14 protein-coding genes, 24 tRNA genes, 1 rRNA gene, 1 riboswitch and 1 other annotated feature are annotated in these 17,560 nt (G+C 38.1%); of the genes, 33 read left to right on the forward strand and 6 right to left on the reverse strand.

Features of this window, described 5'->3' with window-relative positions:
• The first annotated feature begins 4 nt into the window (after positions 1-4).
• From rrf to CBF31_RS10110, 27 genes are all read left to right on the forward strand, one after another.
• Positions 5-120: ribosomal RNA gene (gene rrf / locus CBF31_RS09980) — 5S ribosomal RNA — on the forward strand.
• A gap of 25 nt (positions 121-145) precedes the next feature.
• Positions 146-218, forward strand: a tRNA-Val gene (locus CBF31_RS09985).
• A gap of 3 nt (positions 219-221) precedes the next feature.
• Positions 222-294, forward strand: a tRNA-Lys gene (locus CBF31_RS09990).
• An 11-nt stretch (positions 295-305) separates the two neighbouring features.
• Positions 306-387, forward strand: a tRNA-Leu gene (locus CBF31_RS09995).
• 9 nt (positions 388-396) lie between these two features.
• A tRNA-Thr gene (locus CBF31_RS10000) sits at positions 397-472 on the forward strand.
• Between the two features lie 3 nt (positions 473-475).
• Positions 476-547, forward strand: a tRNA-Gly gene (locus CBF31_RS10005).
• Positions 548-595: 48 nt separating this feature from the next.
• Positions 596-681 (forward strand) — tRNA-Leu (locus tag CBF31_RS10010).
• Between the two features lie 34 nt (positions 682-715).
• Positions 716-789, forward strand: a tRNA-Arg gene (locus CBF31_RS10015).
• A gap of 11 nt (positions 790-800) precedes the next feature.
• Positions 801-874, forward strand: a tRNA-Pro gene (locus tag CBF31_RS10020).
• Positions 875-885: 11 nt separating this feature from the next.
• A tRNA-Met gene (locus CBF31_RS10025) sits at positions 886-959 on the forward strand.
• An 18-nt stretch (positions 960-977) separates the two neighbouring features.
• Positions 978-1,051: transfer RNA gene (locus CBF31_RS10030), tRNA-Ile, on the forward strand.
• Positions 1,052-1,066: 15 nt separating this feature from the next.
• Positions 1,067-1,156: transfer RNA gene (locus tag CBF31_RS10035), tRNA-Ser, on the forward strand.
• A gap of 14 nt (positions 1,157-1,170) precedes the next feature.
• Positions 1,171-1,243: transfer RNA gene (locus tag CBF31_RS10040), tRNA-Met, on the forward strand.
• A gap of 33 nt (positions 1,244-1,276) precedes the next feature.
• A tRNA-Asp gene (locus CBF31_RS10045) sits at positions 1,277-1,350 on the forward strand.
• A gap of 17 nt (positions 1,351-1,367) precedes the next feature.
• A tRNA-Phe gene (locus CBF31_RS10050) sits at positions 1,368-1,440 on the forward strand.
• A 5-nt stretch (positions 1,441-1,445) separates the two neighbouring features.
• Positions 1,446-1,516: transfer RNA gene (locus CBF31_RS10055), tRNA-Gly, on the forward strand.
• A 9-nt stretch (positions 1,517-1,525) separates the two neighbouring features.
• Positions 1,526-1,599, forward strand: a tRNA-Ile gene (locus CBF31_RS10060).
• 32 nt (positions 1,600-1,631) lie between these two features.
• Positions 1,632-1,703 (forward strand) — tRNA-Glu (locus tag CBF31_RS10065).
• Between the two features lie 23 nt (positions 1,704-1,726).
• Positions 1,727-1,816 (forward strand) — tRNA-Ser (locus tag CBF31_RS10070).
• 14 nt (positions 1,817-1,830) lie between these two features.
• Positions 1,831-1,903 (forward strand) — tRNA-Met (locus CBF31_RS10075).
• 33 nt (positions 1,904-1,936) lie between these two features.
• Positions 1,937-2,010, forward strand: a tRNA-Asp gene (locus CBF31_RS10080).
• A 7-nt stretch (positions 2,011-2,017) separates the two neighbouring features.
• Positions 2,018-2,088 (forward strand) — tRNA-Gly (locus CBF31_RS10085).
• Between the two features lie 33 nt (positions 2,089-2,121).
• Positions 2,122-2,195, forward strand: a tRNA-Ile gene (locus CBF31_RS10090).
• 16 nt (positions 2,196-2,211) lie between these two features.
• Positions 2,212-2,299: transfer RNA gene (locus CBF31_RS10095), tRNA-Ser, on the forward strand.
• 17 nt (positions 2,300-2,316) lie between these two features.
• A tRNA-Glu gene (locus CBF31_RS10100) sits at positions 2,317-2,388 on the forward strand.
• An 89-nt stretch (positions 2,389-2,477) separates the two neighbouring features.
• Positions 2,478-2,560: riboswitch (SMK box riboswitch) on the forward strand.
• Positions 2,558-3,739 (forward strand): methionine adenosyltransferase, encoded by a 1,182-nt coding sequence (gene metK, locus CBF31_RS10105; protein ID WP_126832634.1) that lies wholly within the window; start codon positions 2,558-2,560, stop codon positions 3,737-3,739. Its footprint overlaps the riboswitch before it by 3 nt.
• Before the next feature lie 85 nt (positions 3,740-3,824).
• Entirely contained in the window at positions 3,825-5,297 is a 1,473-nt protein-coding gene (locus CBF31_RS10110; protein WP_281272820.1) for an MDR family MFS transporter, read from the forward strand.
• A 15-nt stretch (positions 5,298-5,312) separates the two neighbouring features.
• Here the strand turns inward: CBF31_RS10110 and mnmM are convergent, their stop codons facing one another.
• The 5 genes from mnmM to CBF31_RS10135 all read right to left on the reverse strand — a co-directional run bounded on the left by mnmM (position 5,313) and on the right by CBF31_RS10135 (position 9,318).
• Positions 5,313-5,891: a tRNA 5-(aminomethyl)-2-thiouridylate-methyltransferase MnmM gene (gene mnmM / locus CBF31_RS10115; RefSeq protein ID WP_126832636.1), complete on the reverse strand. Its 579-nt coding sequence runs from the start codon at positions 5,889-5,891 to the stop codon at positions 5,313-5,315.
• Positions 5,884-6,855 carry a tRNA modification radical SAM protein MnmL/YtqA gene (gene mnmL / locus CBF31_RS10120; RefSeq protein WP_126832638.1) on the reverse strand — a complete coding sequence of 324 codons (972 nt, stop codon included), beginning with the start codon at positions 6,853-6,855 and terminating at the stop codon, positions 5,884-5,886. Before mnmL ends, mnmM begins: the two co-directional genes overlap by 8 nt.
• A gap of 14 nt (positions 6,856-6,869) precedes the next feature.
• A complete protein-coding gene (locus tag CBF31_RS10125; protein ID WP_126832640.1) occupies positions 6,870-7,529 on the reverse strand; it encodes a phosphatase PAP2 family protein in 660 nt (219 codons plus the stop codon).
• Between the two features lie 104 nt (positions 7,530-7,633).
• Positions 7,634-8,683 carry a DUF4097 family beta strand repeat-containing protein gene (locus tag CBF31_RS10130; protein ID WP_126832642.1) on the reverse strand — a complete coding sequence of 350 codons (1,050 nt, stop codon included), beginning with the start codon at positions 8,681-8,683 and terminating at the stop codon, positions 7,634-7,636.
• Positions 8,683-9,318, reverse strand: coding sequence for a DUF1700 domain-containing protein (locus CBF31_RS10135; protein ID WP_170167946.1), 636 nt, complete (start codon positions 9,316-9,318; stop codon positions 8,683-8,685). The genes CBF31_RS10130 and CBF31_RS10135 overlap by 1 nt, the downstream gene beginning before the upstream one ends.
• Before the next feature lie 192 nt (positions 9,319-9,510).
• Positions 9,511-9,724 (forward strand) — a binding site (T-box leader).
• A 66-nt stretch (positions 9,725-9,790) separates the two neighbouring features.
• Between CBF31_RS10135 and leuS the strand changes: the two genes are divergently transcribed.
• The 4 genes from leuS to pepV all read left to right on the forward strand — a co-directional run bounded on the left by leuS (position 9,791) and on the right by pepV (position 16,299).
• Positions 9,791-12,205 carry a leucine--tRNA ligase gene (gene leuS, locus CBF31_RS10140; protein WP_126832646.1) on the forward strand — a complete coding sequence of 805 codons (2,415 nt, stop codon included), beginning with the start codon at positions 9,791-9,793 and terminating at the stop codon, positions 12,203-12,205.
• A 167-nt stretch (positions 12,206-12,372) separates the two neighbouring features.
• Positions 12,373-14,019, forward strand: coding sequence for a putative polysaccharide biosynthesis protein (locus CBF31_RS10145; RefSeq protein ID WP_126832648.1), 1,647 nt, complete (start codon positions 12,373-12,375; stop codon positions 14,017-14,019).
• A 64-nt stretch (positions 14,020-14,083) separates the two neighbouring features.
• Complete coding sequence (locus CBF31_RS10150; protein WP_126832650.1) at positions 14,084-14,809, forward strand: pseudouridine synthase; 726 nt, start codon at positions 14,084-14,086, stop codon at positions 14,807-14,809.
• Between the two features lie 80 nt (positions 14,810-14,889).
• Positions 14,890-16,299: a dipeptidase PepV gene (gene pepV, locus CBF31_RS10155; RefSeq protein WP_126832652.1), complete on the forward strand. Its 1,410-nt coding sequence runs from the start codon at positions 14,890-14,892 to the stop codon at positions 16,297-16,299.
• Between the two features lie 36 nt (positions 16,300-16,335).
• Here pepV and cbpA read toward each other — a convergent pair whose 3' ends face one another.
• Positions 16,336-16,989: a cyclic di-AMP binding protein CbpA gene (gene cbpA, locus CBF31_RS10160; RefSeq protein WP_126832654.1), complete on the reverse strand. Its 654-nt coding sequence runs from the start codon at positions 16,987-16,989 to the stop codon at positions 16,336-16,338.
• A gap of 186 nt (positions 16,990-17,175) precedes the next feature.
• Here cbpA and rpmG point away from each other — a divergent pair, with 186 nt between their 5' ends.
• A complete protein-coding gene (gene rpmG, locus CBF31_RS10165) occupies positions 17,176-17,328 on the forward strand; it encodes a 50S ribosomal protein L33 (protein ID WP_126832656.1) in 153 nt (50 codons plus the stop codon).
• 23 nt (positions 17,329-17,351) lie between these two features.
• A complete protein-coding gene (gene secE, locus CBF31_RS10170; RefSeq protein WP_126832658.1) occupies positions 17,352-17,519 on the forward strand; it encodes a preprotein translocase subunit SecE in 168 nt (55 codons plus the stop codon).
• The last annotated feature ends 41 nt before the right edge of the window (positions 17,520-17,560 follow it).

Raw genomic sequence — 17,560 nt, forward strand, 5'->3', positions numbered from 1 at the left:
AAAGTGTGGTGGCGATGGCAAGAAGGATACACCTGTTCCCATGCCGAACACAGAAGTTAAGCTTCTTAGCGCCGATGGTAGTTGGGGGTTTCCCCCTGTGAGAGTAGGACGTTGCCACGCTTAGATATTATAAGTAATATCCCATGGAGGTTTAGCTCAGCTGGGAGAGCATCTGCCTTACAAGCAGAGGGTCAGCGGTTCGATCCCGTTAACCTCCATATGACTCGTTAGCTCAGTTGGTAGAGCATCTGACTTTTAATCAGAGGGTCACTGGTTCGAGCCCAGTACGGGTCATTAAGATATATGCGGGTGTGGCGGAATTGGCAGACGCACTAGATTTAGGATCTAGCGCCTAACGGCGTGGGGGTTCAAGTCCCTTCACCCGCATTTTATTTAGCCGGCTTAGCTCAGTTGGTAGAGCATCTGATTTGTAATCAGAGGGTCGAGGGTTCAACTCCTTTAGCCGGCACCATTTGCGGAAGTAGTTCAGTGGTAGAACATCACCTTGCCAAGGTGGGGGTCGCGGGTTCGAACCCCGTCTTCCGCTTTTGTTATGTCACATAACAAAAGATTTATTAAGACCAGTTTGTAATGCGCCGGGGTGGCGGAACTGGCAGACGCACAGGACTTAAAATCCTGCGGTAAGTAATTACCGTACCGGTTCGATTCCGGTCCTCGGCATTATAGTTATTGCTAGTTAGCTATCAATTAACTGGCACCCATAGCTCAATTGGATAGAGTACCTGACTACGAATCAGGCGGTTAGAGGTTCGACTCCTCTTGGGTGCATTATAATATTGCGGGAAGTAGCTCAGCTTGGTAGAGCACTTGGTTTGGGACCAAGGGGTCGCAGGTTCGAATCCTGTCTTCCCGATATTATTTTTTCGCGGCGTAGCTCAGCTGGCTAGAGCGTCCGGTTCATACCCGGGAGGTCGGGGGTTCGATCCCCTCTGCCGCGATTATTGTATTAAGAGCTTGGACCTTTAGCTCAGTTGGTTAGAGCAAACGGCTCATAACCGTTCGGTCGTAGGTTCGAGTCCTACAAGGTCCATTCAATATTTATTACGGAGGATTACCCAAGTCCGGCTGAAGGGAACGGTCTTGAAAACCGTCAGGTGTGTAAAAGCACGCAAGGGTTCGAATCCCTTATCCTCCTTATCTTAAAAATATCGCGGGATGGAGCAGTTGGCAGCTCGTCGGGCTCATAACCCGAAGGTCGCAGGTTCAAGTCCTGCTCCCGCAATTATCTAGTGAAAGCTAGATGCAAAGATTCATTGGTTTGGTAGTTCAGCTGGTTAGAATGCCTGCCTGTCACGCAGGAGGTCGCGGGTTCGAGTCCCGTCCAGACCGTTTTTTAAAATTACCATGGCTTGGTAGCTCAGTTGGTAGAGCACTTGATTGAAGCTCAAGGTGTCAGCAGTTCGATTCTGTTTCAAGCCATTTTAGCGGGTGTAGTTTAGTGGTAAAACCACAGCCTTCCAAGCTGTTGTCGCGAGTTCGATTCTCGTCACCCGCTCTTTAATTGGGGCCTATAGCTCAGCTGGTTAGAGCGCACGCCTGATAAGCGTGAGGTCGATGGTTCGAGTCCATTTAGGCCCATTATATTTTAATAATATAAAAAGTATTACCATGGCCCGTTGGTCAAGCGGTTAAGACACCGCCCTTTCACGGCGGTATCACGGGTTCGATTCCCGTACGGGTCATTAGTTTTATAATATATAGCCATGGAGGATTACCCAAGTCCGGCTGAAGGGAACGGTCTTGAAAACCGTCAGGTGTGTAAAAGCACGCAAGGGTTCGAATCCCTTATCCTCCTTATCTTAAAAATATCGCGGGATGGAGCAGTTGGCAGCTCGTCGGGCTCATAACCCGAAGGTCGCAGGTTCAAGTCCTGCTCCCGCAATTATCTAGTGAAAGCTAGATGCAAAGATTCATTGGTTTGGTAGTTCAGCTGGTTAGAATGCCTGCCTGTCACGCAGGAGGTCGCGGGTTCGAGTCCCGTCCAGACCGTATTTTTGCGGGTGTAGTTTAGTGGTAAAACCACAGCCTTCCAAGCTGTTGTCGCGAGTTCGATTCTCGTCACCCGCTTTGTTTTAGAAATAAAACAATCCATTTTCAAATGGGCCTATAGCTCAGCTGGTTAGAGCGCACGCCTGATAAGCGTGAGGTCGATGGTTCGAGTCCATTTAGGCCCATTATAATTTTGAATATGGGGAAGTACTCAAGTGGCTGAAGAGGCGCCCCTGCTAAGGGTGTAGGTCGTTTACGCGGCGCGAGGGTTCAAATCCCTCCTTCTCCGTAGTATCATTATAATAAGGCCCGTTGGTCAAGCGGTTAAGACACCGCCCTTTCACGGCGGTATCACGGGTTCGATTCCCGTACGGGTCATAAAAAAGAGCATAAGCTCTTTTTTTTTATACCTTTTTTAGTAAAGCTTTAAAAAGGTGTGCGTTTGGATATGAAATTTGTTATACTAGAAATGTTGCAAGATTCCCGATAGGATTCATTTTTCAATGAAAATGCCTTGTAACCGACAAATATAAAGGGGGAATTATTTATGAAAGAAAAATTTTTATTTACGTCAGAATCAGTGTCTGAGGGACACCCGGATAAAGTAGCTGATCAGATTAGTGATGCAGTTTTAGACGCATTACTAGAGAAAGACCCAATGGCTCGAGTTGCTTGTGAAACATCAGTAACGACAGGATTGGTATTAGTTTTTGGAGAAGTAACGACGACAGCTTATGTTGATATTCAAAAGGTAGTACGTGATACTATTAAAGAAATAGGTTATACACGTGCTAAATATGGATTTGATGGTGACACGTGTGCAGTGATGGTAGCGCTTGATGAGCAATCACCTGATATCGCAATGGGTGTTGATGACGCACTTGAAGGTCGAGATTCAGATGGTAAAGATATTGGTGCGGGAGATCAAGGGTTAATGTTTGGTTTCGCTTGTGATGAAACACCTGAATTAATGCCATTACCAATTGCTTTGAGTCATCAATTAACTAAAAAATTAGCTGATGTTCGTAAGAATAATGAGTTAACATATTTAAGACCAGATGCTAAGTCACAAGTTACTGTTGAATATGATGAAAATGGTACACCATTGAAGGTGGATACTGTTGTTATTAGTACACAACATGATGAAGATGTGACATTAGAAATGATTCAAAAAGATGTTATGGAAAAAGTAATTTTAGAAGTAATTCCAAATGAATTATTGGATGATACAACTAAGTACTTTATCAATCCAACAGGTCGTTTTGTTATTGGTGGACCTCAAGGGGATGCTGGTCTTACAGGACGTAAGATTATTGTTGATACTTATGGTGGCTATGCTCGTCATGGTGGTGGTGCATTCTCTGGTAAAGATGCCACTAAGGTTGACCGTTCGGCTAGTTATGCAGCGCGTTATATTGCAAAAAATATTGTTGCAGCTAAACTAGCAACAAAATGTGAAGTTCAATTAGCATATGCTATTGGAGTGGCACAACCTGTTTCTATTTCTATTGAAACATTTGGAACTGAAACTGTTTCAAAAGATAAATTAATTCAAGCAGTTAGAGAGAATTTTGATTTACGTCCGGCAGGGATTATTGATATGCTAGATTTAAGAAAACCAATTTTCAGAAAAACTGCAGCATATGGTCATTTTGGTCGTACAGATGCTGACTTCACTTGGGAGAAAACTGATAAAGTTGAAGCCCTTTTATCAAGCTTAGCAGAGTAATAGAGGCGGCTCTCAATGAAGTTTATTTGACTTCGTTGGGAGACGCTATTTTTATAGAATAATATAGATTAAGGGAAGTGGAAGTGTGAGAAGAAAAGAAACAAATGTAAAAGTAGTAACATTAACAGTCTTTATTGCTATTTTTATGACGGCGATAGAAGCAACCATCGTATCAACCGCGATGCCAACCATAGCAGGTCAATTAAAGGGTGGAGAAATAATGAGTTGGGTTTTCTCAATTTATTTATTAACTAATGCTATGATGACACCTATCTATGGTAAACTTGTTGACCGTATTGGGCGGAAACCTGTTTTTATATTTGGTATTATTGTGTTCATTATTGGGTCGTCTTTATGTGGAATTTCAGGTAGTATGATTCAATTGATAGTCTTTAGAGCTATTCAAGGTATTGGTGCGGGTGCTATTATGCCAGTAGCCATGACAATTATTGCTGATATTTATCCAATTGAAAAGCGTGCTAAAATTTTAGGTTTGAGTAGTGCTTTTTGGGGGATTGCCAGTGTTATTGGACCATTATGCGGAGGATTTATTGTTGATACAATCGGTTGGCATTGGATTTTCTTTGTAAATGTTCCGATTGGAATAGTTTTGGTTATACTAACAATGATGTTCTTAGTTGAACCTAAGAGTGAGCATGAAAAACAACCAATTGATGTGGCAGGAAGTTTAACATTGATGATGCTACTACTAGTATTATTATATGGTTTCCAAACGTTAAGTGATCCATCTGGAGCAAGTCTTATTACAGCAATTTGTTTTGCTTTGGTAATTGTTTTAGGCTTTGTTTTTGTAAAAGTAGAACGTACAGCTATAGATCCAGTTATTTCATTAGATTTATTTAAACATTCAACATTTATGATTGTTAATTTAATTGCAGCATTAGTAAGTGGCTTCTTAATGGGAATTGATGTTTATATCCCGATGTGGATGCAAGGCGTATTAGGCCTTAAAGCAGCTCTTGGTGGCATGGCGTTAGCGCCGTTGTCATTCGCTTGGGTAATTGGATCATTCTTAGCAGATAAGTTATTAGAAAAATCAACAACGAAACGTGCGATGACAGTTGGGCTAGTGATTATCTTAATCGGTGGATTGTTCTTGGCAAATGTTCCTGTGACAACACCATTCTGGGCATTCTGTTTAATTTCAGGATTTACAGGAATTGGCTTAGGAATTACGATTACATGTACGACTGTGCGTGCGCAAAGTTGTGTCGATGAAGAAAATATCGGAATTGCAACATCGCTGAATACATTAAGCCGTACTTTGGGTCAAACTATTATGGTTTCAATCTTTGGGGTGGTATTGAATAACCACTTTAATAAAGAAGTAGCTACGGATACGACGTTAGGTTTAAAACGTGAAATGATTGACCAATTATCAAGTCATGAAACATTAAGCCAATTGCCGACAGAATCAATTGTGCCACTTCGTTCTATTTTATATACGGGGTTACACACAGTTTACTTTGTTGGAATTATCTTAATTATTGCAGCATTAGTTATGAATCAATTCCAAAAATCAGAAAAATTAGTTTAAAAAAATCTCAGGAGATTAGTTAATCTTCTGAGATTTTTTTTCTATAGTAATTAGAATAGGTGGATTATTTTTTTGGTTAATAAATTGATAAGATAAGACGTTGCATTGTGTTTGCGGAATTTGTCTAACAAAATCTAAGACGGCCTCTTTTTCAATTTCGCCACCATCATGTCCATAGTATATGACTACGATAATACGACCTAAGTCCTCAGTGAGCTCGAGTAGGTCGGCTAGTGCTTTTAAGGTAGTATGACTTTGAGTAATGATAGTTTTATCACTTTTAGGAAGATAGCCTAAGTTGAAAATAGCAGCTTTCACTTTTTTATCTGAAGGAATGACATGAGCTAATGTTTCGTGACCTTGTTGATAGAGAGCTACTTGTTTGTTAAGGCCGGCCTCGTCGAGTTTTGTTTGAGTAGTTTGGATGGCTTGTTCTTGAACATCGAAACCAATGACTGTTCCTGTTTCGCCTACTAGTTCAGCTAGAAACAAGGTGTCATTCCCATTTCCAACTGTACCATCTATCACTAAATCACCTTCAGTGACAACCTCTTTTAATAAATCATGGCTATAATGTAAGGCTGTTTTAAGCATGAGTATTCTCCTCTCGGCTATTAAATTTTCCTTGATAGCTATTCCTTCTAGCTAATTCATTATCAATCGCATTTAAGACTTCCCATTTTTTTAGGCTCCACATTGGACCAATAATAGTATCTCTAGGTGCGTCCCCTGTTAAACGGTGGATGACTATTTCTGGTGGAATCATTTCTAGCTGGTCGCAGATAAGGTTAACATAGTCTTCTTGTGTCATGAGTTTCAGGTCTCCTGAAACATAGTCACGCATCATTTTTGTATTGGTCATGAGATGGAGCAAGTGAAGTTTAATCCCTTGGATGTCTGAATCTAAAATAGTTCGGCGAACATTTTCTAACATCATATCTGTTGTTTCACCAGGTAGGCCATTGATAAGGTGAGTACACACGTTTATGTTGTGTTTACGGAGCTTAGCTACACCGTCTAGATAGGTTTGGTAGTCGTGTGCACGATTAATTTTTTCACTTGTTTCTTCATAGGTTGTTTGTAGGCCTAATTCAACCCATAGATAGAAGCGTTCGTTTAATTCAGCAAGGTAGTCTACCACATCATCAGGTAAACAGTCGGGTCTAGTTCCGATAGAGATACCAACAACACCTGGTTGGCTAAGGACTTGCTCGAATCGCTCACGAATAACCTCAACTGGGGCGTGGGTATTGGTAAAGTTTTGGAAATAAACGAGGTACTGGGTAACCCCCGGCCATTTTTTATGCATACGCTCAATTTCTTGATGGAATTGCTCATCAAGAGGTGCTGTAGGCTCAAGAATCATGTCCCCGGAACCAGAGACACTACAAAAGGTACAACCGCCTCTTGCGACTGTTCCGTCACGATTAGGACAATCAAAGCCACCGTCGATAGGAACTTTAAAAAGTTTTTCACCAAAAGTTTCTCTCAGGGCATAATTCCAAGTGTGGTAATTTTTAGTAGGATCATTTGAATAGCGAAATGTTTGTGTAGTCATGGGTAACACCTTTCTTATTTTTGTTTGCCTTTAAATCGCCAGATAAAGCGTTGTTTTTGGAATAATGGATAAGTTGCGAGTAACCAACTCAGTCCTAGTAAGTAGCCTCCGATAATATCTGTAGGGTAGTGAACACCTAGATAGACACGACTAAGGCCTATGAGTAAAATAAGACTGCCTAAGATAAGTTGGCTGATAAGACGGACTATTTTATTTTTTATAACAAGTTGACTGATAATAATCAGTGTTCCGTAGAATAAAATACTCGCCATAGAATGGCCACTTGGGAAACTATAATGGTTGGCGTAAACCAAGTGTTCAATACTTGGGCGAGGTCGTTGGAATAGGAATTTAATTAAATAGTTACCTAGGCTTGCAATCAACCCCACATTTACCAAAAGCCAAAGTGCTTCCGCTTTACGTTTAAATTTTAAGAGTAGTAAACAAGTGATCAGTAGTAGAATCATAAGGCCTATACTACTTCCGAGTTGAGTTACTCCTGTGAAGAAGCTTGTTTTTGTGTCAGTTAATGTGTCCCGAATTGCTGTGGTAAGAGGTTGGTCTATAAATGAAAGTGTACTTTCATAAAATTTGACGGTATAGCCGAGTATCATGAAGAAAACAAGTGATACACTACCGGCTAAGTACCAGTTATTGTGTTTTGAACTGTGCATAGTAAGTCGCTCCTTTGGGGTATAATAAAAAGACTCATGGGCGGACCAAGAGTCTTTTTATTATATCATATATTTGGGATTAACTAATCAGATGAGAGTGTGATTTAAAAGTCATCATCAAGTTCATCGTCGTAATCTTCATAGCCTTCAGCGGAAACATCAATATTACCAGAAGAGGTTTCAATTGAAAGGGTATGTTTTGCATTTTTTATTTTGAAGTGGTCTGTATCTTTATTAAATAGAGTGATATCACCATTCTGAGATTTAGCTTTAATAGAGCTATCTTTTGGTCTATACCCAAATCTAGCAAACACATCACCGTTGACAGTTGTTAAGTTGGCATCATCTTCTAGGTAGGCACTATCCCAATTGATTGTTCCGTTTTGAGAAGTTGCGGTGATAGGTCCTTTTATTTCTGTTAATGAAATATCGCCACTTTCAGTAGTCACCTCAATGCTTCCTTTTACTTCAGAAGCTAGGATTTCACCGTCATTATTTTTAAGGAGTATGATTGGCGATTTAGTATTATTAATATCAAGTGTTGCTGATTCATTAGATGCTGTGATTTCTTTTTCAACTTTAAGGTCAAAGAGTGATATGTAAGATGCATTGCCTGTTACGTTTAAGGTTGTTAATTTTGAGTTTGCAAGAGTAACATGAGCCCCTTCATTTTTTAAGATGAGGTTGTCAGTTGTCATATCAAAGAGATTAACTTGCGAATTTTTTTGACCTTTGACTGTAATGGTTTTATAAGATTTTGGGATACTTAGGTAAACCGATTGATGTTCTGTTTCCCAAAAATTAACACCGATAGTCGGCATTTTTTTAGTACTTTTCGTAAAGGTTAAATCGATTTTAGTTGCATCATCGGTCTCAGATTTTTTCCAGTCGAATTTTTGACTTTTATCTAAGGAGTAAGTAGTACCTTCAATGTGGAATTTATTATCATCAGATTGGCTGATGCGATAATTTAAATCACCAGAAATGGTTAATTCTAAGTTGTCGGTTGCTTTTTTATTTTTAGGTTGATAGTCCTCTTTAATATGAGTTGAAAGTTGTTTGTCTGCTTTAACATAGTAGAAAGTACCACCAGCTACTCCGATTATTAGGAGTAAGATACCAAAAGAGGCAAGGCTAATCATTTTTTTTGTCATTAGTGTTCACCTCGTAATAGTCGTAGATTCCATGTTGTGTAGTGTTTTAGTAATTGTTTGACTGCTTTAGTGATAGGAATAAGTAGAGCGAGTCCGATTATTCCTATTCCTGATAAGGCAATAGAGGCAAAGATTTGAAACATTGCCATAGCGCCCGTGTTTAAAAAGAAGGCAACAATTCCAATGAGTGGTGATAGTGTTAAGATAAGCACAGTCAACCAAATACCAAATAATAGGGCTAATGCACCGAAAATCATCCATATCATGAATAAGCCGTTAAAAAGTAAGACGCCTGCTACCTGGCAAAAACGTATAAAGAAAGAGGCTGGTTTCTTTTGTGCTGAAAAGTTTTGATAATAAGGATGGTCATCGTAAGCATCGCTGCTTGAGAATTCTTGCCAGTCGTTATTTTTTTCTGAGGGGTGCTCCGTAGGCTGGATACCATATTCTTTTAGAATATCTTCCGCAATATGTTGTGGCTGTCCAAGTTGTTTTGAAACATAAACTTCTTCTAGACCTTCATCTAGTAATTGATTAAATTTATCATTATAGAGGTGTAAAAAGTAAGCTTGTTCTTTTTTAGGTAAAGGACGTAGCTTTATTTTTAACTCAGTTAAAAAGTGTTCCTTGTTCATAAGTAGAACCCTCATTTCTTTGGAATTGCTCTAAACGTGAGTGACGTTAAGTAACTAGTATAAATATAGCCTCTAAAGACTAGCAGTACAATAGGGTAGGGCAAAAATCAGTCAAAAGTCCTAGAGTGACTAGGGCGTTAGTTTTGTTTTTAGGTTGCAGTTGGCGGGGTTATTTGATACTATGAGTAGTATACAAACGAAGAGGAGTAGTAAAGAGTCCTAGCTTACAGAGAGCATGTGGTGGTGTGAACATGCAGTGAACGCTTTTGAACTTACCTTGGGAACTGTTTAACTGATAAGGTTAAACCGGTGTCAGCCGTTATCATGAGTATGAGGCATTTGTTAATGACTACAAATGTAAATTATGGGTGGTACCACGTTTAGATGACAATCAGACGTCCTATAAAAGCGACACATTGTTGTGGCTTTTATAGGGCGTTTTTATTTTTATTACTATTAGGAGGGATTATGTATGGGATACCAACACAAAGAAATAGAAAAGAAATGGCAAGAATTTTGGGCTAACAATCACACATTTAAAACAACTGAAGATAAAGGGAAAGATAACTTTTATGCACTAGATATGTTCCCGTATCCATCAGGACAAGGGCTTCACGTAGGGCATCCTGAAGGGTATACAGCAACAGATATTTTATCACGTATGAAACGTAGCCAAGGTTATAATGTTTTACATCCAATGGGATGGGATGCCTTTGGTTTACCAGCTGAGCAGTATGCTTTAGATACAGGGAATGACCCTGCAGAATTTACACAACAAAATATTGAAGTATTCCGTAAACAAATCAACTCACTTGGGTTTAGTTACGATTGGGATCGTGAAATTAATACAACAGACCCTAGTTACTACAAATGGACACAATGGATTTTCACAAAATTATTTGAAAAAGGCTTAGCGTATGAAGCTGAAATTCCAGTTAACTGGTGTCCTGCTTTGGGAACGGTTTTAGCCAATGAAGAAGTTATTGATGGTAAATCCGAACGTGGAGATCACCCAGTATTACGTGTTCCGATGAAACAATGGATGTTAAAAATCACAGCTTATGCAGACCGTTTGATTGATGATTTAGAGGAAGTCGACTGGCCTGAGAATATTAAAGAGATGCAACGTAACTGGATTGGTCGTTCTGAAGGAGCTAAAGTAACCTTTAAAGTGGCAGATTCTGATAAAGAATTTGAAGTCTTCACAACTCGTCCGGACACATTATTTGGGGCAACTTATGCTGTATTAGCACCTGAATTAGATTTAGTAAAAGAAATTACAATTCCAGAGCAATTAGCAGAAGTTGAAGCTTACAGTGAAGCGGCTGCTAAGAAATCTGAATTAATGCGTACAGAATTATCAAAAGAAAAAACGGGTGTCTTCACAGGGGCTTATGCGATTAACCCAGCTAACGGCGAAAAAATGCCTATCTGGATTGCAGATTATGTTCTAGGAACATATGGAACAGGTGCGATTATGGCAGTTCCTGCACACGATGAGCGTGATTATGAGTTTGCTAAAACATTTGATTTAACAATCACACCGGTTGTTGAAGGCGGAGATATTGAAAAAGAAGCCTATGTAGGTGATGGCAACCATATCAATTCTGATTTCTTAAATGGGTTAGGTAAAGAAGAAGCTATTACAGAGATGCTTAAATGGTTAGAAGAAAAAGAAGTAGGAAGTAAGGAAGTAAGTTACCGTCTACGCGACTGGTTATTCTCTCGTCAACGTTATTGGGGTGAACCAATTCCAGTTATTCACTGGGAAGATGGTACAATGACAACTGTTCCTGAAGAAGAATTACCATTAATTTTACCTGTAACAAACGATATTAAACCAAGTGGTACGGGTGAATCGCCACTTGCTAATATTGAAGAGTGGGTAAATGTTGTTGACCCTGTAACGGGTATGAAAGGACGTCGTGAAACGAATACAATGCCACAATGGGCAGGTAGCTCATGGTATTACCTACGTTATATCGACCCTAAAAATGATGAGGTATTAGCGGACCCAGAAAAATTAAATGACTGGTTACCAGTTGACATGTATATTGGTGGAGCAGAACATGCCGTTCTTCACTTATTATATGCTCGTTTCTGGCATAAATTCTTATATGACTGTGGTGTTGTGCCAACTAAAGAGCCATTCCAACGTCTATATAACCAAGGGATGATTTTGGGAAGCAACAATGAAAAAATGTCTAAATCAAAAGGAAATGTTGTTAATCCTGATGATGTGGTTGAGAAATACGGAGCGGATACATTACGTTTATACGAAATGTTTATGGGACCACTTGATGCAGCCATTGCGTGGAGCGAAAATGGTCTTGAAGGTAGCCGTAAATTCCTAGACCGTGTGTGGCGTTTAATCGTAACAGAAGATAATCAAAAACGTGATGCGATTACATCAGAAGCAAATGATGCATTAGCGAAGGTTTATCATCAAACGGTTAAAAAAGTGACAGAAGATTATGAAGGTTTACGTTTCAATACGGCGATTTCTCAATTAATGGTCTTTGTAAATGAAGCGAACAAACAAGATATCTTACCTCAAGAGTATATCGAAGGGTTTGTTCAATTATTGGCTCCTATTGCTCCTCATATGAGTGAAGAGTTATGGACTATCTTAGGTCACGAAGGAAGCTTAACATATGTGGCATGGCCAACTTACGAAGAGAAATTCTTAGTGGAAGATGAGTTAGAGATTGTTGTTCAAATCAATGGTAAAGTTCGTGCGAAATTAATGGTCTCACGCGATACTGACCGTGAAGAACTAGAAAAGTTAGCAATGGCTAACGAATTAGTTGCTGAACAATTAGCAGATAAAACAGTCCGAAAAGTAATTGCTGTACCGAATAAATTAGTCAATATTGTAGCGAATTAAATCAATACTGTATAAAAAGGATCGTAATTTTTACGGTTCTTTTTTTTTCGGGTAGACTAAATGAAAATTTAATAATTAAATATGGACTATACCTTAACTATTGTGTTTATTTTTGGTAGAATGATAGTAACAGTTTTTTAGAATGGTAAGAAAGTTGGACATAAAACATGGAAATTCAAAATGAGAATTTTGAACAAAAAGAATTAGACTCTAAACAAAAGATGGTCCGTGGATCACTTTGGATGACAATTGGTAGTGTTGTATCTCGTTTAATGGGAGCCATTTATATCATACCGTGGTATGCATGGATGGGTGAGAATGCTAAAGTTGCGAATAATCTATTTACGAAAGGCTATAATATTTATGCTTTATTCTTAATGATTGCAACGGCCGGTATTCCTGGTGCTATAGCCAAACAAATCTCTCACTATAACTCATTAAATGAATACGGTTTGAGTAAGAAATTATTTAAAAAGTCGATGTACTTGATGTTAGGTTTAGGTGTAGCGTTTGCGGGTATTATGTTCTTTGCAGCCCCTATATTAGCGGCAGGTGATAAAGAATTAATTCCGACAATGAGAGCTCTAAGTATCGCCTTACTTGTTTTCCCTTGTATGAGTGTTATACGTGGTTTCTTCCAAGGTTACCATGATATGATGCCATCAGCTGTTTCTCAAATTGTAGAACAGTTTGCACGTGTCTTTTACATGTTACTGGCAACATTTATTATTATGAAAGTAACAACAGGTGATTATGTTGCAGCAGTAACTCAATCAACATTTGCGGCGTTTATCGGAATGTTAGCGGCAATGTTAGCATTAGGATGGTTCTATAAAAAAGAATCTAAGAAAATGCGTGAGCTTGAAGAAAATAGTGATAATAAAATTACGATTTCAACAAATGATTTATTAAAAGAAATGATGGTAGAAGCGTTACCGTTTATCGTGATTGGGTCAGCGATTACAATCGTGAAGATTTTTGATCAATATACGTTTGAACGTGCGATGCACCGTTTAACAAATTATACGCCAACACAAATAAAAGGGTTGTTTAGTACGTTTAGTGCTAATCCAGACAAGTTAACGATGATTACAATTTCAATTGCAACATCACTTGCGGTAACGAGTTTACCACTTGTAACAGAAGCTTTTACGCTTAAAGACCGTCGTGGTGTCGCAAAACTAATTGCGGATAATTTTCAATTATTCTTCTTCGTTATGATTCCTGCGACAATGGGAATGATAGTCCTAGCTTATCCGTTAAATACACTATTCTATGAGCCTGATCAATTAGGGTCATCAGTTTTAATACAAGCATGTTATGTAGGTATTATTTTAGGGTTTTATATGCTAGTGTCAACGACACTTCAAGGTTTATATGAAAATAAGAAAGCTATGCAGTTTTTAGGAATAGGATTACTTGTAAAAGTAATTTTACAATACCCGTTCATTGCCAAGTTTCAAGTTTATGGACCGTTGTTATCAACAGCTATTTGTTTCTTAGTGGCGTCTTATTTAACAACAGCCCATATTAAAAAGATAACTCGTTTTGATTTAAGTATTGTAGTAAGAAGAACGATTTTAATTTTTATTTTAAGTGTGATTATGACCGTTGCGGCTTACCTAGCACGTTTGCTACTATGCACATTCTTAAGTCCAGATAGTAAAATCCAATCATTTATTATTGTAATGGTTGTTGGCGGACTAGGTGTTGCGATATATGGATACCTTGCTTTAAAATTACGTCTAGCAGATCAATTACTAGGCGATAAGGTAGCAGGAATTCGTCGTAAGTTGAAAATCAAAGGTATTTAAAAATGAGGAGAACACTTTTTATAAGTGTTCTTTTTTACTACCATGAAAATAAGTGAGGGATTAGATGAGATTAGATAAGTTAATTAGCCACTGTGGCTATGGCAGTCGGAAAGAAGTCAAAGAGATTTTAAAAAAAGAGAATGTAGAAGTGAACGGTAAAAGAGTGAAGGACGGGAAATTTAGTGTAAATGAAGTATCAGATAATGTAACATTGAATGGAGAGGTCTTAGAGTACCAAAAGTATTTTTATTATATGTTGCATAAACCAGAAGGGGTTATTTCCGCTACGGAAGATAATCGTCATAAAACAGTTCTTGATTTACTTAGTCGTGAAGATTATCGTGACGATTTATTTCCAGTAGGACGTTTGGATAAGGATACGACAGGGTTACTGATTTTAACGAATGATGGGCAACTTAGTCACAATTTATTATCTCCTAAAAAACATGTCTCGAAATGTTATCATGCTTTGATTGAGGGGATTGTGACGGAAGAAGATGTAGCTAAATTTAAAGAAGGCTTGGTTATTTCAGGAGATGAAGAATGTCTGCCAGGTTACTTAACAATTGTATCTGTAGACGAAAAATTAGAACAGTCGAGAATTGATGTTGTTATTTCTGAAGGGAAGTATCATCAAGTGAAGCGGATGTTTGAAGCGGTTGGAAAGACAGTAATGACACTCCACCGTCATTCTATGGGAGGACTCATATTAGATGCGACTTTATCAAAAGGAAGCTATCGAAAAGTCACACCTGAAGAGTTAGAACAGTTGCAAAAGCAAAAACTCTAAAAAGACAAGGTCCTCCTTTTTATTTTTCGTGAAAAAATGGTAGAATGAGGTATGTTTAAAATCAGATAGGAGTGGAATGAATGACAATTAATTGGCGTGAAGAAGTAGAAGCAAGAAAAGATGATTTATTTAAAGACTTATTTGATTTATTAAGTATTCCAAGTGTGAGAGAAGACGATAAAGCAACTGAAGATGCTCCCGTTGGACCTGGCCCTAAAGCAGCTTTATTACGTTTCTTAGAGATTGGTGAACGTGACGGCTTTAAATCAAAAAATATCGAAAACATTGCTGGACATTTAGAATTTGGTGAAGGCGATGAAACAATGGGGATTTTTGGTCACGTTGACGTGGTTCCTGTGGGGACTGGTTGGGACACAGATCCATTCACACCGGTTATTAAAGACGGTAAATTATTTGCTCGTGGTTCAAGCGATGATAAAGGCCCAAGTGTGGCAGCTTATTATGCGTTAAAAATGATTAAAGAATTAGGTTTACCTGTTTCTAAACGCGTTCGTTTTATTATTGGAACGGACGAGGAAAGCGGTTGGCAATGTATGGACCGTTACATGGAAGTTGAAGAAAAACCTGACTTTGGTTTTGCTCCAGATGCAGAATTCCCAATCATCAATGGTGAAAAAGGAAATGCCTCAATCAACTTAGAATTTAACGGGACGACTTCAGGTGTTTATCAATTAACAAGCTTCAAATCTGGTTTACGTGTTAACATGGTACCAGAATCTGCAACAGCAGTTATTGAAGTATCTGATGAAGAAGCTGCAGCTAAAATGGAAGTTGATTTCATTGATTTTGCTGAGAAAAATCCAATTTCTGGTTCAGTAGAATTAGATGGAAAAACTGTAACAGTTATCGTAAAAGGTAAATCAGCTCATGGAGCTAGCCCAAAATCAGGAATTAATGGTGGAACATATTTAGCAGCATTCTTAAGCAACTTTGCTTTTGAAGGCGATGCTAAAGCATTCTTAAACACAATTACTGCATCTATCCACGAAGATACAACAGGTGGAAAATTAGGAATTGCTCACACGGATGATATTATGGGTGAGTTAACAGTGAATGCTGGTTTATTCTCATTCGTAGCAGGTGAAGAAGGAAATTATGTGACTTTAAATATCCGTTATCCTAAAGGAACAACAGCTGACGATATGAAAGTTAAATTAGAAGAGTTAGTTTCTTCAGTTGGCGGCTCAGTAGTTGTATCTAAAGCTAGCCAGCCTCACTATGTACCAGAAGATGATGAATTAGTTAAAACTTTATTAGCTGTTTATACTGAACATACTGGTCTTGAAGGAAAAGGTAAAGTAATTGGTGGCGGTACATTTGGACGTATCTTAGAACGCGGTGTTGCGTTTGGTGCGATGTTCCCACACAGTGTAGATACAATGCACCAAGCTAACGAATTTATGGCAGTAGACGATATTATTAATGCGACTGTTATTTATGCAGATGCAATCTACCGTCTAATTAAATAAAGAAAAAAAGCTTAGCCGGAAGGCTAAGCTTTTTTATTAGTGGCTGTCTTCAATAGATTTTTGTAAATCTTCAATTTCAACGACTTTGTATTTTTTCTTCTCTAGATGAGTAATGACAGAATTAAGTGTGTCTTCGGTAGTATCCGCAGGTAAAGTGAATAGCATACGTCGGATGAATTCATCTTGTCCAACATCTAATGTAATACAACTTGTAATAGAAGTTTGTTTTGAAATGATTTTTGATACGGCTGCTAAATCACCTTGTTGTCCAGTAGAAGCAACGGTTAAAACGTAGCGACCTTCAGAAACATTCCAAGATTGAGCTAAAACATTTAATAATTTACTGTGAGTTAAAATACCATAAAAATGTTGTTGTTCATCAAGAACTGCGATATAAGGTAATTCTTTAATCGTGAAGAATATTTTGAAGAACGACGAGTTGATATGGATAAATTTCGTAGCATTTTTAATAAGATGAGTAACTGGTAATGACATATCGCCACCATTAGATTTATGACGGTAGATATGCATTTTGTAGATATTACCACGGAAGATTTTGCCTGTGGAGTCAAGAACGGGTACACAGCGGTAACCAGAATCTTCTAGAATAGTTAAAGCGGCCTCTAGTGAACATGTTTCATCTACGGTTGTTAAGGCTTGTTTTGGAATGCAAACTTGTTTGATTAGCATTTTAGGAACCTCCTAATTATGAGTGATTTGTTAGTATTATCTTAACATATATTAATCAAAACCCCTAGATAAAAGTAGAATATATTTTTTTGAATACTCATATTTGTTGAATAGTCAATTGACAGTATAGAAAAATGGTGGTAATGTAAACTAGTAAAACTAAAGCAGGATGGGGGATACTGTACCGTGCCAACTAAAAAATCATCACTTGCTTGTTCGGTTTGTGGGTCTAGAAATTACTCTAAGTCTGTAAATGAAGGACAACGCACAGAACGTTTAGAAATCAAAAAATTTTGTAAATACTGCAAATCACATACATTGCATCGTGAAACAAAATAAGTAAAGACGAGGAGGACTACCTGATGAAATTTTTAAAGAGTGTTCGTGAAGAAATGAAAATCGTAACATGGCCTTCAAAAAAACAATTGAAGAAAGATGTATCGACAGTTATTCAAACAACATTATTGTTTGCTCTGTTCTTCGGAGTTGTTGATTATGGCATTAATTTAATCATTAAATTGTTTGTATAGTAAAAAGTCATCTCTATATGGGGATGACTTTTTTTTTGAGA

This window comes from Vagococcus fessus (assembly GCF_003987565.1).
Lineage (GTDB): Bacteria > Bacillota > Bacilli > Lactobacillales > Vagococcaceae > Vagococcus_D > Vagococcus_D fessus.

What these genes read in the sequence shown, in the direction of transcription:
- CBF31_RS10135 (WP_170167946.1), bottom strand. Translation starts at nt 9,318, where the DNA reads ATGAACAAGGAACACTTTTTAACTGAGTTAAAAATAAAGCTACGTCCT.
- mnmM (WP_126832636.1), bottom strand. Translation starts at nt 5,891, where the DNA reads ATGCTTAAAACAGCCTTACATTATAGCCATGATTTATTAAAAGAGGTT.
- secE (WP_126832658.1), top strand. Translation starts at nt 17,352, where the DNA reads ATGAAATTTTTAAAGAGTGTTCGTGAAGAAATGAAAATCGTAACATGG.
- CBF31_RS10125 (WP_126832640.1), bottom strand. Translation starts at nt 7,529, where the DNA reads ATGCACAGTTCAAAACACAATAACTGGTACTTAGCCGGTAGTGTATCA.
- CBF31_RS10130 (WP_126832642.1), bottom strand. Translation starts at nt 8,683, where the DNA reads ATGACAAAAAAAATGATTAGCCTTGCCTCTTTTGGTATCTTACTCCTA.
- mnmL (WP_126832638.1), bottom strand. Translation starts at nt 6,855, where the DNA reads ATGACTACACAAACATTTCGCTATTCAAATGATCCTACTAAAAATTAC.
- pepV (WP_126832652.1), top strand. Translation starts at nt 14,890, where the DNA reads ATGACAATTAATTGGCGTGAAGAAGTAGAAGCAAGAAAAGATGATTTA.
- CBF31_RS10150 (WP_126832650.1), top strand. Translation starts at nt 14,084, where the DNA reads ATGAGATTAGATAAGTTAATTAGCCACTGTGGCTATGGCAGTCGGAAA.
- leuS (WP_126832646.1), top strand. Translation starts at nt 9,791, where the DNA reads ATGGGATACCAACACAAAGAAATAGAAAAGAAATGGCAAGAATTTTGG.
- CBF31_RS10145 (WP_126832648.1), top strand. Translation starts at nt 12,373, where the DNA reads ATGGAAATTCAAAATGAGAATTTTGAACAAAAAGAATTAGACTCTAAA.
- metK (WP_126832634.1), top strand. Translation starts at nt 2,558, where the DNA reads ATGAAAGAAAAATTTTTATTTACGTCAGAATCAGTGTCTGAGGGACAC.
- cbpA (WP_126832654.1), bottom strand. Translation starts at nt 16,989, where the DNA reads ATGCTAATCAAACAAGTTTGCATTCCAAAACAAGCCTTAACAACCGTA.